The 14,158-nt window shown below is 68.0% G+C and carries 11 protein-coding genes; 5 read left to right on the plus strand and 6 right to left on the minus strand.

Annotated elements, in window-relative coordinates:
• The first annotated feature begins 90 nt into the window (after nucleotides 1-90).
• Nucleotides 91-2,949 carry a heparinase II/III family protein gene (locus R8G01_23370; GenBank protein ID MDW3216951.1) on the plus strand — a complete coding sequence of 953 codons (2,859 nt, stop codon included), beginning with the start codon at nucleotides 91-93 and terminating at the stop codon, nucleotides 2,947-2,949.
• A 16-nt stretch (nucleotides 2,950-2,965) separates the two neighbouring features.
• Here the strand turns inward: R8G01_23370 and R8G01_23375 are convergent, their stop codons facing one another.
• Genes R8G01_23375 through R8G01_23395 form a run of 5 tightly spaced genes read right to left on the minus strand, consistent with a single transcriptional unit; the run spans nucleotide 2,966 to nucleotide 9,119 of the window.
• Nucleotides 2,966-5,041 carry an acyltransferase family protein gene (locus tag R8G01_23375; protein MDW3216952.1) on the minus strand — a complete coding sequence of 692 codons (2,076 nt, stop codon included), beginning with the start codon at nucleotides 5,039-5,041 and terminating at the stop codon, nucleotides 2,966-2,968.
• 21 nt (nucleotides 5,042-5,062) lie between these two features.
• Nucleotides 5,063-5,830: an ABC transporter ATP-binding protein gene (locus R8G01_23380; protein ID MDW3216953.1), complete on the minus strand. Its 768-nt coding sequence runs from the start codon at nucleotides 5,828-5,830 to the stop codon at nucleotides 5,063-5,065.
• Entirely contained in the window at nucleotides 5,817-6,671 is an 855-nt protein-coding gene (locus R8G01_23385; protein MDW3216954.1) for an ABC transporter permease, read from the minus strand. Before R8G01_23385 ends, R8G01_23380 begins: the two co-directional genes overlap by 14 nt.
• Complete coding sequence (locus R8G01_23390) at nucleotides 6,668-7,720, minus strand: glycosyltransferase family 2 protein (GenBank protein MDW3216955.1); 1,053 nt, start codon at nucleotides 7,718-7,720, stop codon at nucleotides 6,668-6,670. Before R8G01_23390 ends, R8G01_23385 begins: the two co-directional genes overlap by 4 nt.
• Nucleotides 7,713-9,119, minus strand: coding sequence for an exopolysaccharide biosynthesis polyprenyl glycosylphosphotransferase (locus tag R8G01_23395; protein MDW3216956.1), 1,407 nt, complete (start codon nucleotides 9,117-9,119; stop codon nucleotides 7,713-7,715). The genes R8G01_23390 and R8G01_23395 overlap by 8 nt, the downstream gene beginning before the upstream one ends.
• 58 nt (nucleotides 9,120-9,177) lie before the next feature.
• Between R8G01_23395 and R8G01_23400 the strand changes: the two genes are divergently transcribed.
• From R8G01_23400 to R8G01_23410, 3 genes are read left to right on the plus strand one after another with little or no spacing between them, the layout of a single operon-like run.
• The gene (locus tag R8G01_23400) at nucleotides 9,178-9,429 is read left to right on the plus strand and encodes a hypothetical protein (GenBank protein MDW3216957.1); all 252 of its coding nucleotides are present in this window, start codon (nucleotides 9,178-9,180) and stop codon (nucleotides 9,427-9,429) included.
• A gap of 1 nt (nucleotide 9,430) precedes the next feature.
• Nucleotides 9,431-11,284: a glycosyltransferase gene (locus tag R8G01_23405; GenBank protein MDW3216958.1), complete on the plus strand. Its 1,854-nt coding sequence runs from the start codon at nucleotides 9,431-9,433 to the stop codon at nucleotides 11,282-11,284.
• Between the two features lie 45 nt (nucleotides 11,285-11,329).
• Nucleotides 11,330-12,145, plus strand: a complete 816-nt coding sequence (locus R8G01_23410; protein ID MDW3216959.1) for an ABC transporter permease — start codon at nucleotides 11,330-11,332, stop codon at nucleotides 12,143-12,145.
• 31 nt (nucleotides 12,146-12,176) lie between these two features.
• Here R8G01_23410 and R8G01_23415 read toward each other — a convergent pair whose 3' ends face one another.
• The gene (locus tag R8G01_23415; GenBank protein MDW3216960.1) at nucleotides 12,177-13,385 is read right to left on the minus strand and encodes an ABC transporter ATP-binding protein; all 1,209 of its coding nucleotides are present in this window, start codon (nucleotides 13,383-13,385) and stop codon (nucleotides 12,177-12,179) included.
• Between the two features lie 125 nt (nucleotides 13,386-13,510).
• On the opposite strand from R8G01_23415, the gene R8G01_23420 reads away from it, so the two are divergent.
• Nucleotides 13,511-14,158 (plus strand): hypothetical protein (locus R8G01_23420; GenBank protein ID MDW3216961.1); only part of this gene is annotated, 648 nt, incomplete at its 3' end.

The following is a 14,158-nucleotide window of genomic DNA, read 5'->3' on the forward strand; positions in this document are numbered from 1 at the left end:
CTCGTGGCCGGGGTGCCGGTAGCTTCTGGGCGTCGTCCGGTACCAGCTCGGTGTCAAGTTCCGGGACTCCGGTGACGAAGCACTAGTCGTATGCGTGTCCTCAGATCCCTCGTCTCGTTCGCACTCCTGGTCGGCATCTCCGCCGGCACGGAGACGACGACCGTGCGGGCTGCTGCGGCCGACGGCTGTCTGCCCACCAACGGGTTGATGAACCTCAACGACGCCGACGACCTGCTCGCCGGCACCGTCCGCGTCACGTCGTCGGTGACCGTCGACATCGGACCGGGGAACGTGAACTGGAACCGATCGTCACTCGGCGACGGTCCGGCGCGCCAGCTGTACAGCTTGAAGTGGGTCGAAGAACTGGTCCGTGAACACCGCCGCAGCGGCGATGGCAGGTACCTCGACCGTGCGGTGGCCATCGTGCTCGACTTCGCCGCCGATCACCCGGTCGGCGGCGGACCCGACGCCGCCGACGCGTGGTACCCGATGCACGCCGGCCAACGCACGACGGCGATCGCCTGCGTTGCGGCGGTGACCGACCACGCCGGCATCGACGCTGCCCTCGAGGCCCACGCCCGATGGCTGTCGGGCATCGTCGGTGGGCTCGACGACTGGAACCAGGCGATCGACCCTCACCTCGGGCTCCTCATGGGGGGCTGCGACCTCGGCGTCGGTGCGTGGCGCGACCAGGCACGTTCCGGATTCGCGTCGCTGGTGAAGACGATGATCGACGAGCAGGGTGTGTTGGCCGAACAGACCCCCGGCTACGGACGCTTCGTCTGGGAGCGATGGGGTGCCGTCGAGGACCAGGTCGCCGCATGTGGTCTCACCCCCGTGCCCGACATCACGCAACGTCGCAGCGCGCTCCTGACCTGGCTGGCGTGGATGAGTGCTCCCGACGGGACGACGACGCCGATCGGCGATGCGTTCCGAACCGTCGAACCGCCGACTCCGGCCGGCTCGCCAACCGCCTACACGGTTCCCGGTGGCACCAAGGGCACCGCCCCCGACGGAACCTTGCGCGTGTTCGACGCCGGCTACGTCGTCGGACGCAATTCGTGGGTCGACCTCGCACGGTCGACGTACTGGACGTTCCGGTTCGGGCCCGGCCGCGACCATCACGGCCACGAGGATCACACCTCGGTCACCTTCTGGGTCGACGGTCGCGAGGTCCTGATCGACTCGGGGCACAGCGGGTACGGCGATGCCACGTACCGGGCCGCTCTGCAGAGCCCGGAGGCGCACAACGTGCTCGTCCTCCCCGACGTCCCACCCCGCCTCCGTACCCCGGCCGAACTCGTACGGTCCGACTCCGGACCCGGCTGGCGGTTCGACGAGGTTTCCGACGACGCCTACGCCTTTCAGGACGGCGGTCTCCGCGATGCCCCTCGCACACGCGGCGTGATCGTGCTGCCCGACGACGGGGTGATGGTCGTACAGGATCGGGCCACCCGCACGACCGACGGGCTCTTCGAACAGCTCTGGCACCTGCCTCCCGGTGCCGTCGTCACATCGCAGACCCGCACCGAGGTCGTGGCGCGACACCCCGAGGGGGACGTCGACATCCATGTGCTGCGGGTGCCGCTCCCCGGGCAGTCCCGTGGGACGACGTCGGTCGTCGAAGGACAGCCGGACCCTGCGCTCGGCTGGTTCTCCGAAGCGGACGGCCACCGTGTGCCGGCTCCCGTGGTCCGAGTCCGTGACACGGGCACCTCCGCCCGGATGATCACCGTGATCTCCACCACCCCCGTCGGCGGCGACATCTCGACGAATGCGAAGTCGGTCGATGGCGGCTGGACGATCGAGCTCGAGGCAGACGGCCTCCGCCGCACCATCGGCGTCGGGGTCGACGGTTCGATGCAGGTCGGGGCGCCCGATCCCGTGCCGGTGCTGACGCGCGGTGCTCGTCGGTGTTTGGCGGTGTCGGGTTCGCCGGGTGATGCGGCGGTGGTGAATCTGACGCCGGTGTTGGCCGGTGGTGATGGGTTCGGTGTGTTGGTGTCGTCGGATGTGTCGGGTGTGCCGAATGCGTCGAATGTGAACTATCGGGCTGGTTCGGTGGATCCGAATGTGGCGATTGCGCCGATTGGTGCTGATGGTCGGGTGTGTTTCCAGAATGCGGACTTGACGAGTGTGCATCTGGTGGCGGATCAGTTGGGGACGGTTCCGGCGGAGTCGTATGAGGCGGCGACGTCGTCGGGTGCGCCGCGTCGTCTGCTCGACACCCGTGAGGATGGCAAGGCGATCAAGCCGGGTGCTCGTCGGTGTTTGGCGGTGTCGGGTTCGCCGGGTGATGCGGCGGTGGTGAATCTGACGCCGGTGTTGGCCGGTGGTGATGGGTTCGGTGTGTTGGTGTCGTCGGATGTGTCGGGTGTGCCGAATGCGTCGAATGTGAACTATCGGGCTGGTTCGGTGGATCCGAATGTGGCGATTGCGCCGATTGGTGCTGATGGTCGGGTGTGTTTCCAGAATGCGGACTTGACGAGTGTGCATCTGGTGGCGGATCAGTTGGGGACGGTTCCGGCGGAGTCGTATGAGGCGGCGACGTCGTCGGGTGCGCCGCGTCGTCTGCTCGACACCCGTGAGGATGGCAAGGCGATCAAGCCGGGTGCTCGTCGGTGTTTGGCGGTGTCGGGTTCGCCGGGTGATGCGGCGGTGGTGAATCTGACGCCGGTGTTGGCCGGTGGTGATGGGTTCGGTGTGTTGGTGTCGTCGGATGTGTCGGGTGTGCCGAATGCGTCGAATGTGAACTATCGGGCTGGTTCGGTGGATCCGAATGTGGCGATTGCGCCGATTGGTGCTGATGGTCGGGTGTGTTTCCAGAATGCGGACTTGACGAGTGTGCATCTGGTGGCGGATCAGTTGGGGACGGTTCCGGCGGAGTCGTATGAGGCGGCGACGTCGTCGGGTGCGCCGCGTCGTCTGCTCGACACCCGGCAGTCATAGACCGCTCGAACCGACGTCAGGGCGACGGTGAGCCGGGGAGCATCTGGTCGATCTCCTCGGCGATCGGGCCGCTGAGCGTCGCCGCGAACTCCATCGTGAGGTGGTGCGGATCTCGCCGGACGACGATCCCGTCGACGATCGGAACGCATCGCGGCAGCGTCGGGCAGGTGATCGAGTCGAGGTCGAGGGTGCGAACCAGGTCCGATCGAGCGGCGATCGCTCGCTCGGCGGCCTCCTCGGTGCCCTGCGCATGCGCCTCGATCACACACTCCGATGCCATCGTCGCCGCTGAGAGACAACTGACCGGGTTGGCATCGAGATGGGGAAAGGGCTCGATGACCAGTACGGGGACACCGTGTTGCTCGAGTCGCTCGAGCGTCTCGATGGTCGCACGCTCGACGAGGCTTGCTCGGTCGAGGCCCTGCCACGCGGGATTCGGTGTGGTCATCGCACCTCGGCCCTCGACCGACGCCGGAAAGCCCGCCACGACGATCAGTTCGGGTTCGATCATCTCGATCCGTCCGCCGTAGGTGAGTTCGCGCCGCTCCGCACAGCGTCGGGACTTGTCGCCGTCGGCATCGCCGAGGAGTTCGAACTGCCACGGGCATCCCTGGGAGAAGTCGAGCGCCAGCGACATGTCGCGACCGGCCGCTACCTGCTCGAGGGCGGGGAGCAGCATCCGTGCGTGGCTGTCGCCGATGAGCAGCATGGTGCCGGCGGAGCCCTCGGCGACGAAGCAATCCGAGCCGTCGAGTCGCTCGCACGTCGGCACGTCGGGAACCGCGACGGCCAGCGCCGACCAGTCGACGTCGGGCACGACGACGTCGTCGGTGATCGCACCGTCGAGGGAGGACGACCGGGCGACGATGGTCGGGGTGCGATCGGCTTCCAAGAGCGCCGGCGCGACGACCAGCCCGGCGACGGTCGCCGCGGACACGCCCAGCGCGATCGCCACGACCGGCGCACGATCCAGCCGCGACGGCCGTCGAACCGGCCGTTCGAGCATCTCGGCGCTCAGCGCGGCGAGGGCCGTGCCGACGACGCCGGAAACCACGAGCGCACTGACCGGGCCCATGTCGACCAGCGCTTCGGTCAGCACCAACACCGGCCAGTGCCAGAGGTAGGTGCCGTACGAGATCTGACCCAGGTACCGAACCGTCGGTCGCGACAGCACACCGGTCGCCGCGGACCGGCCCAACTCGAGCGAGGCGATCGAACCGACGGCGACGACCGCGGCCAGCAACCCCCTGGTGGAAACGTCGACGTCGATCGCCGGTGTGGCGAGCAGGACGAACACGGTCAGGACGACGGGGGCGACGACGCCGACGGCCGCAGCGCCGCCTCGCCACCGCTCCACCATCGACCTGACGTCGTGCCGCCAGAACAGGAGTGCGAGCGCCGACCCGGCCAAGATCTGGTAGGCGCGTGCGTCGGTGCCCAGGTAGGCGCGGTTGGTGTCGCCGTCGGCGAGCACGATCTGTGCGGCGACGCTGAGCACGATCGCCACGATCATCGTCGCGAGCAACGAGGCGAACCGTGGGGCGAGCCGCCAGGCGACGATGAGGACGAGGGGGAAGCCGACGTAGAACTGTTCTTCGATGGCGAGCGACCAGAAATGGATGAACGGGCTCTCGGGCCCCTCACTGGCGAAGTAGTCGCTGCTCTCGTGCAGGAAATGCCAGTTCGCGAACCAGAGTGAGCTGGCCGTGGCATCGCCGGTCAGCGTCGATCGGTCGAAGGAGGTGAGCACGAGGAGCGCGCCGAGCGACGTGCCGATCACCGCGACGGTCGCCGCCGGGATCAGCCGTCGCGCTCGTCGGCCGTAGAACCTGGTCAAGCGGATTCGACCGTGGTTCGACAGGTCTTGGAGCAGCACCATCGTGACCAGATACCCCGACAGGGTGAAGAACAGGTCGACCCCGATGAAACCGCCGTCGAATCCGCTGACCCCTGCGTGGTACGCCACGACGAGGTACACCGCGACGGTCCGCAGACCGTCGAGGTGCGGGCGTTGGGCCCACGGTGTCGCGGAGGGAGCGAGCTGCCTCGCCGATTCGGGGAGGGCCGCGACGGATCGCGCCGCGTCGGTCATGTTCACCGCCGAGGCCGTGAGCTAATCGTCGGCTTCGTACGCGTTGGCGACATCATCCGCCGGACCGTCCATCACGATCTGCCCGGATTCGAGCCAGATCGCTCGTGAGCAGGTCTGGCGGATCTCGTTGAGGTTGTGGGTCACCATCACGAGGGTTCCGGCCTGTTGCTGCATCTCCCTCAACCGTTCGAGACTCTTTCGTCGGAAGTGACGGTCGCCGACGGCGAGCGCCTCGTCGATCAGCAGGATCGGCGGCTGCGTCATCGTGGCGATCGAGAACGTGAGTCGCGCCTTCATGCCCGAGCTGTACGTTCGCATCGGCCGATCGATCGCATCGGCCAGTTCGGAGAACTCGATGACATCGGGCATGCGGGCCTCGATCTCGTCGGGCAGCAACCCCATCGCGAGCCCGCCCAGCATGACGTTGCGACGACCCGAGAGTTGGGCGTCGAGTGCTGCGTTGACGGCGAGGAGTTGCGCCCGGCCGCGAATGAGGACACGTCCGGCCGACATCGGTTGGACCCCGGCGATCGCGCGCAAGAGGGTCGACTTGCCGGAACCGTTCGGTCCGATCAGCCCGACGGCTTGACCGACGCCGATCGTGAGACTGACGCCGCGGACGGCGTGGACCTCGGTGCCGCGCCGCGACCGGAAGCCGCTTCTCACGAGTTCGGCGAGCCGGAGATTGCGGTCCTCGAGCACCCGATACCGGATGTGTACGTCGTCGACGACGATCGCGGGCGGGGCCGATTCCGGTGCCTCGAGGGCCGGCCCGCTATCCCTCGCCATACGAGTCCTCCGCACGACGGAACCACCAGAGGCCGCCGACGAGCAGGACGGCCGACCAGGCGCCGGCGATCATCGCCAGCTGCCAGTCGATCACGTTTCCTTCGAGGACGGCGCCGCGGTAGATCTCGAGGAAGCAGTAGAGCGGGTTGAGTCGGAAGATGATCTCGTACGACTTGCCGTCGACGTAGGCGTTCACGTTGAACAGGACGCCCGAGAAGTAGAAGCCGAGCCGGAAGATGAACGGCAAGACCTGCTGCACGTCGGCCAGGTGACTCACCGAACGAGCGGTGATCATCGCGAGCCCTGCATTGAACGCGGTCTGCACCACGAAGAACGGGATCACCAGCAGCCAGCTGGCCGAAACGGGCTCGCCGGTGAGGAGCGCGACGACGAACATCACGGCGAACGGTGGAATCGTCGCGAGCGCTTCGGTCACCGTGGTCGTGATCGGGAGCGTGGCCCGTGGGAACGAGACCATCTTCATCAGTCCGCGGTACTTGACCAGACTGCGCGCTCCGGTGATCGCGCACTTCTGCGAGTAGCTGTAGACGAAGATGCCGATCGACAGGTACCCCAGGAAGTTGTCGACGCCGCGTGTGGTGTCGAGCACGAGCCCGAAGAACAGGAAGAAGACGCCGATCTGCAGCAACGGATTGAGCAGGTGCCAGAGGTTGCCGAGCACCGAGTTGATCTGCCGCGTGCGGAGCGCAGCCTTGGAGACGTAGGAGATGTAGTGGCGACGTTCCCAGATGCCGCGGAGGTACGACGGGAGGCGCTCGGCTTCGCGAGCGTCGGAGAGACCGTCGGTCGCGATGACACCCTGCGGGCTCGGCTGAGTCACTCGCAGGATGCTACCCGGGGGGTCCTGAGGAGTGCCGGTTCCGTCCGCTTGCCGGGGCGCAGGAGACGCGCCAGGAAACCGGTGCTCCACGAGAGTTGGCTGACGAGTAGCACGCCGGCAGTGCGGGTGAGCCGGGGAGCCCGGCGGCCCGCGACCACCGTGAGGACGCCGACCACGATGCCCGCTTGTCTGAGCCGCCGGGAGCGCAGTACGGCGACCGCCGCGAACGCAGCCCCTGGTACGACCAGGGCTGCTGCCGCCTGGCGCGCCCGAAGTGACTCGGGATACCGCCGGAGGACTTCGAGTTTCCACCAGCCGTACTCGTAGTACTGCTCGGCGAGTGCCCGCCAGGTACCCCGCGGCCGGTAGCCGACGCTCAGGGCCGGATCGAACCACACGTCGCCACCGGCGCGGCGGAGACGGATGTTCAACTCGTAGTCCTGGTTCCGGATCAGCGTCTGGTCGAACCAGCCGACCGCGTTGCCGGCGGAACGGTCGAACACACCCAGATAGACGGTGTCGACCGCCCCCTCGGCGCCGCCGACGCGGTAGGTGGCGCCGCCGGTTCCGACCCACGAGGTGGTCGCCGACGCGACCGCTTCTTCGAACGGAGATTCGGGTCGCGGCACCTGCATACCGCCGACGTTGACCGCCCCGGTCCGGCACATCGTCTCGACGGCCCGGGTGATGTAACCGTCGGACAGTTCGGCGTGTCCGTCGACGCGGACGACGATCGACCCGGAGGTGGCGGAGATCGCCGCGTTCAGGCCGGCCGGTGTGACGCCGGCCGGATTGTCGACGACGTGTACCCGGTCGTGCGCGGCGGCCAGTCGGGCGGCGACGGCGGCCGTGTCGTCGTCGGAGGGAGCGACCGCGAGACACACGTCGAACGGCCGCGGATAGTCCTGCGACAGGATCGACACCACCGCACGCTCCAACGTCGGGCCCTCGTTGCGGACCGGCACGACCACGGAGACGGTCGGCCAGCCGTCACGTTCGACGTCGCGCCTGTGACACGCCGCCCGCAGTGCGGGTCGTGCCTCAGACACGGCGGCTGAGCACGACCCAGACGGTGCGCAGCAGGATCTGGATGTCGAGCACGATCGACCAGTTGACGAGGTACTGGAGGTCGTAACCCAGCTTGAACGCGGCGTCGGTCTCGTACCGCCCGTTGATCTGGGCGAAGCCGGTGATGCCGGGTGGGAGTTCGTGGCGTCGGGCATACCCGGCGACGTCCTGCTCGATGGTGAGGATCATCTCCGGCCGCTCGGGGCGCGGCCCGACGAGCGACATCTCACCACGGAGGACGTTCCAGATCTGGGGGAGCTCGTCCGCTCGGGTCGACCGCATCCAACGCAGCGCCGGCACGACCCGTGGATCACCGGATGACGAGTACTGTGCCCCGTTCTCCTCGGCGTCGGGCACCATCGTGCGGAACTTGATGACCTCGAACCGGCGGCCGCGCAGGCCGACGCGGGTCTGACGGAAGAAGACGGGTCCGCCGGCGACCACCCGCACGTAGAGCGCCAACAACCCGAGGAGCGGCAGCACGATCGGCGCGATGGTGATCGTGACCACGAGGTCGAACAGGCGCTTGAGCCGCAACTGGTGCGACGCCATCGCGTGGGTCCGCATCCGGGTGAACGGCATCCCGGCGATCTCGCGTACCGACTGGAGGCCGAGCAGGGTCTCCCTGGCGCTCACGCGCTGGTGGACGCCGACGCCTTCACGGTCGAGCGCGGTGAGCGGCTCGGGGAAGGCCGACGAGAACGCCGACAGGTCGAGCAGCAGGACGTCGGTCGCGGTCGTACCGTGGACGCGGTCGAACAGCTCGGTCGTGTGTTCGGCCGTGCCGACGACGACGGCGTGCGAGGCACCGGCGAAATGCCGCTGCGCCAACTCGACCGCCACGCCGTGGCCGACGAGGAGCACCCGTGAGGGGCCCATCCGACGATTCGCGAAGTAGCGGCTGATCGTGCGGTTGGCGGTGAGCCACACCGACGCGACGATCAGGAGCACCCCGAGGTTGAGACGGGGCATGAGGTATCGATCGGTGAGGACCGCGGCGAGACCGTCGATCGCCACGGCGATGCCCGTCGCGACGGCGATACGGGGGAGCCACGGTCGGTAGCCGAGGCGGGGTTCGCGCTCGTACAGGCCGGCGAAGTAGTTGACCAGCAGGTGGATCGCGGTCGCGAGGCCGAACCCGATCCAGTAGTGGCTCCGGGGATACGTCGGCCAGGTCCAACCGAACCGGACGAGATTGATGACCACCATCGACGCGAACAGGCTGACCGCGTCGAGCACGAAGAGGAACCGGAAACCACGATCCCACATCCAGCCGAGCGGTCGGCCGGCACGGCCGATGGCGCGCTCGATCGCCTCGGGGAACGGCTGCACCTCGGCAGTCTCGGGCTCGAGTCCCGGCGGTCGGGTCATCTCACGCATGGGCGATCACCTCGCAGCGTACTCCTGGTCGGCGTTCGAACGCCGTAGCCTCGGTGTTATGAACGACCGGGTGGACGCCGCGGCGATCGAACGCCGGCTCGACGAGTTGGAGCGTGAATCGCAGGAGCGCCGCGCCGAACTCCGTGCGTTGGCGGCCGAACTGCCGGCGGCCACGAGTCGCCGGGCGTACCTGCGTTCGATGGTCACCGGCGTGATCGATGCCCCCGACAAGCCCCAGGTGGCCAAGCGCGTGGCGTCGAAGGTCGCACGCACCCCTGCTGACCTGGTGCGACGCCTCCGGGCTCGCTGACATGGCCGACGTCGCCGTGCGGGATCTCAACGTGTACGTCGCCCCGCGCGGCAACGCGTTCATGACCGACATCGCCCGCTGGATCACCGAAGCGGGAGCGCTCACGGGCCGCACGGCCCGGCTGGTCGACGACGGTTCGACCCCCCACGACTCCGACGCGATCAACCTCGTGGTGGCGCCGCACGAGTTCTACCTGCTCGGGGGCGACGACGACGCCACCATCGACCGCTCGGCCCGCCTGAGCGTTCCTGTGTGCACCGAGCAGCCCGGGACGCGCTGGTTCGACATCGGTCTCGTCACGGCTGCGGCGGGTCGGATGGCGCTCGACATCAACACGCACGGGGTGGCCGCACTGCAGGCTGCCGGTGTCGATGCGGCGCACCTCCGGCTCGGCGGCGTCCCGTCGATGGTCGCCCCGAACGTCGAGCGCGACATCGACGTGGTGCTCCTCGGCGGCAAGACCGAGCGGCGGGCGGCCCGCCTGGCGGCCATGGCGCCGGGACTGTGGCAGCACCATTGCGACCTGCGGCTGTTCTCGTTCTCCAAGCCGGTACGGCCCGACACGCCCGGGCTCGTGTTCGGCGACGACAAGTACCGCCTGCTCGCCCGCAGCCGCATCCTGCTCAACATCCACCGCGACGATCAGCGCCCGGGCTACTTCGAGTGGGCCCGCATGATCGAGGCGATGGCGAACGGCTGCTGCATCGTCACCGAGCCCGTCACCGGGTTCGAGCCGTTCGTCGAGGGCCGCGACTTCATCGCCACCGACGATCTCGAAGGTGCCGTGGCCGAACTGTTGGCCGACGACGCCCGTTGCCGGGAGATCGGCGAAGCGGCCCGTCGCGCAGCGATCGAGATGCACCCGCTGGAAGCCTCGATCGCCCCGTTGCTCGACCGACTCGATCGGCTTCCCGCACCGGAACCCGCGCCGCGTCGGACGCCGAAGTACCGGCAGCGGATGGTCGCCGCCGAGCAGCGGCCGCTGCTGCCCGTGTTCCGGCCGAACCGCGCGATCCGGACGAAGTTGTACCGAGCGCTGATCGCCGAGACCAACCTGCAGCGGCGGATCGAGCGGGCCCGATCGCTGCTCGTGTACGGCGTCGACGACCACACCGAGATCGTCGAGTCCGAGGCGTACGGCACCGCGTCTCCCCAGGTCAGCGTGGTCGTGACCTTGTACAACTACGCACACCTGGTGTTGGAGACACTCGACTCGATCGCGGCGAGTGTCGGCGTCGATCTCGAGGTGATCGTCGTCGACGACCACTCGTCCGACGACGGCCGCGTCGTCGTCGAGCGGTTCATCGGCGAGCATCCCGATCTGCCGGTGCTGCTGCTCGGCAGTGATATCAACCGTGGGTTGCCGGCCGCCCGCAACCTCGGGTTCGCTCACGCCCGTGCCGACCGGGTCATGGTGATGGACGCCGACAACCTGGTCTACCCGAACGCCATCGCGCGGCTGTCGCAGGCGCTCGACGACGACCCCGATGCCGCGTTCGCGTACTCGTCGCTCGAGGAGTTCGGTGTCGAACCCGGTGTGCGGAGCGCCATGGCGTTCAGCGTCGAGCGACTCTGCGCCGGCAACTACATCGATGCCCAGGCGATGATCCGGCTCGACGCCTGGGCCCGCCACGGCGGCTACCGCACGGGTGACGAGATGATCTTCGGCTGGGAGGACTGGGAGCTGTGGCTGAGGATCGCCGCGGCCGGCGAGCACGGCGTCCACGTCGCCCAGCTGCTCGGTCGATACCGGACCCAGGCGGAGTCGATGCTCAGCACCACGAACCTGGTCGCGGACCAGATGATGGAACACCTCCAGGCCGTTCATCCCGGTCTGCCGTGGTCGATCGACTGACGATCCCCGCCGGTTGGGCCGCGAGCCGCACTACGCTCCCGATCCATGTCTTCGGCGAGTGAACTGATCGCGCGCCGCGAGCTCCTCTGGAACCTCACGCTGCGGGAACTCCGCGGCCGGTACAAGCGCAGCTTGCTCGGATGGGGCTGGTCGCTGCTCAACCCGATCGCGTTCATGCTGGTCTACACGTTCGCCTTCTCGATCGTGATCGGCGCCAACCCCGACCCCGGCGTCCCCAGCGGGAACTCGTCGTACGCATTCTTCCTGCTCTGCGGGCTGCTGCCGTGGTCGTTCTTCAACGTGTCGGTCGGTGAGGCGATGGGCAGCATCGTCAGCAACGGCGCACTCGTCCGCAAGGTCGCCTTCCCCCGTGAACACCTCGTCGTCGCCACGATCCTCGCCGGGATGTTCACGCTGGCGATCGAGCTCACCGTGCTCAGCATCGCGCTCGCGCTGTTCGGATACATCGTGCTGCAGTGGCTGCCGCTCGTGATCCTGACCTCGCTCGTCCTCGCGGTGTTCGCCGCCGGATTCGGACTCGCGCTGGCTGCCGCCAACGTCTACTTCCGCGACATGACGTACCTGTGGGGCATCGTGGTCCAGGCATGGTTCTTCTCGACGCCGATCGTGTACCGACCGGGGTTGGTCGCCGAACGGCTCGACGAGTACCCGACGATCGTGCGGATCTACAACGACCTGCCGATGGCCGTCGTCGTGCGCGTGTTCCGCGATCTCATGTTCAACCTGCGGATGCCGCGGTTGATCGACTACGGGCTGCTGACGGGGTATGCCGTGGTCGCGTTGCTGTTCGGCTGGTGGCTGTTCGACAAGCTCGAAGGCCGGTTCGCCGAAGAGCTCTGACCGCCGCTGCGCCGTCCGGTCGGCGCCGTCGTCAGGGGTAGAGATTCCACGTGCCGCCGAGCGTCACGAGGCCGCGGTCGCCCGACTCGCCCTTGAGCACGTCGAACTTGACGAACCGGCTCCGCACGTCGTACTCGCGCTGGCCCGACTCGTCGACGACCGAGCAGCTCATCTCGTAGGTGCCCTCGGTGAGCGGCAGCGTGTCGAGCTCGAATCTGATGATCCGTTCACCGTGGACCACGTCGATGAACGCGTCGCGGTTGCGGGTGCTGACCTCGGAGACGAGCGTCGCGTTCTGGTCGTAGATCGACAGCACGATCTCCGGGGCGATCACCGGCTCGTCCGCGGTCAGCAACAGCTGGATCGCGTGTGGTTCGCCGGACACGGCGAAGTCGATGGGCTTGTTGTCGGAGCCGAGGATCTCGACGGCGGCGACCTGGACCTCGCCGGTGCCCCAGCGGAGCCCGTCGAGGTACTGCACCGACCGACCGTCGTGGGTGGTCTGCATGTACGCCTCGGTGATGTCCTGCGGCGGGCCGATCATGCGGAGGTTGCCGTGGTCGATCCACGCCGCCCGCTTGCAGAGCCGGACCACGTCGGACATGCCGTGGGTGACGAGCACGATCGTCTTGCCGCGGTCGCGGAAGTCGGCGATCTTGTCGCCGCACTTGGCCTGGAAGTCGGCGTCGCCGACGGCGAGCACCTCGTCGATGATCAGCACGTCGGGGTCGACGTTGACCGCCACGGCGAACCCGAGCCGGACGAACATGCCCGACGAGTAGTTCTTCACGGGGGTGTCGATGAACTGTTCGAGACCGGAGAACTCGACGATCTCCTCGAACTTCTGATCGACCTGGCGTCGCGACACACCCAGGATGGCGGCGTTGAGGTACACGTTCTCCTTGCCGCTGAGCTCGGGATGGAAGCCGGCACCCAGTTCGAGCAGGGCCGAGATCGAACCGTCGACCGAGACCGTGCCCTCGTCGGGTTGCAGGATCTTCGTCAGACACTTGAGCAGCGTCGACTTGCCGCTGCCGTTGTGCCCGATGATGCCGAAGGTCTCGCCCTCGTGCACGTCGAAACTGATGTCGCGGAGCGCCCAGAAGTCTTCGTAGGTGCTGCGCCGCAGGTTGAGGAGCGACTGCTTGAGCGACTGGTTGCGTTCGTGGAACAGCCGGAAGCGCTTCGACAGGTGCGAGACGTGAACGACCGGTTCAGCGTTGCTCGTCGTGGAAGACATCGCCCTGACGCTATCCGTCGCCGGGCTCCGCAGGCGCGACGCCCGTGCCGGGGAGCGCTCCCGGCCTGGTTCCGCCGCGTCCGGCCCGCCGTGCCGGAACCAGGTGGATTGGTAGGGTCCTCGCCATGTCAGAGCCCGCCGACGGCGACACACCGGGCGACCGTCCACCGGGTTCGTACGACGACACGCCGGTCGCCGGTGTCGTCCTCGACCCGCCATCGGAGACCGACGACCGTGCCGACGAACCGGAGCGCGACGCTGCGGTCTGGGTGCGCGACGACTGGTACGTGTGCGTCGGGCTGTTCCTGGTCTCGCTCCTGTTCGTCGGGCTCCACCAGGCCTCGTACGAGACCCTCTCGCCGATCGACGAACTCCAGCACGTCGACTTCGTGATCCGAGCCGGCGAGTTCGACATCCCGCTCCGGAACGAGCGCATCGGGCAGGAGGCGATGGCCGAAGCCGCCTGCCGGAGCGTCGACGCGCCGGGGTACGAGGGGCCCGGGTGCGGCCTCGAGGAGTACGACCCCGCCGACTTCCAGGAGAACGGATTCAACACGGCCGCCTCCCAGTTCCCGCCGTACTACGTGGTGACCGGTGTGGCGGCTCGGGTCCTGACCGGGATCGGCGTGTTCGACAGCAAGGTCACCGCGGCACGCACCCTCGGCGCCGTCTGGGCCGGAGCCGCATGGTCGGTCGCCTGGTACCTCATGGCACTGCTCGGAATCCGCCGCCGGGCGAGGGCGGTGGCGCTGTCGCTCCTGCTCGTCACGCCG

Source organism: Ilumatobacteraceae bacterium (assembly GCA_033344875.1).
Lineage (GTDB): Bacteria > Actinomycetota > Acidimicrobiia > Acidimicrobiales > Ilumatobacteraceae > Ilumatobacter.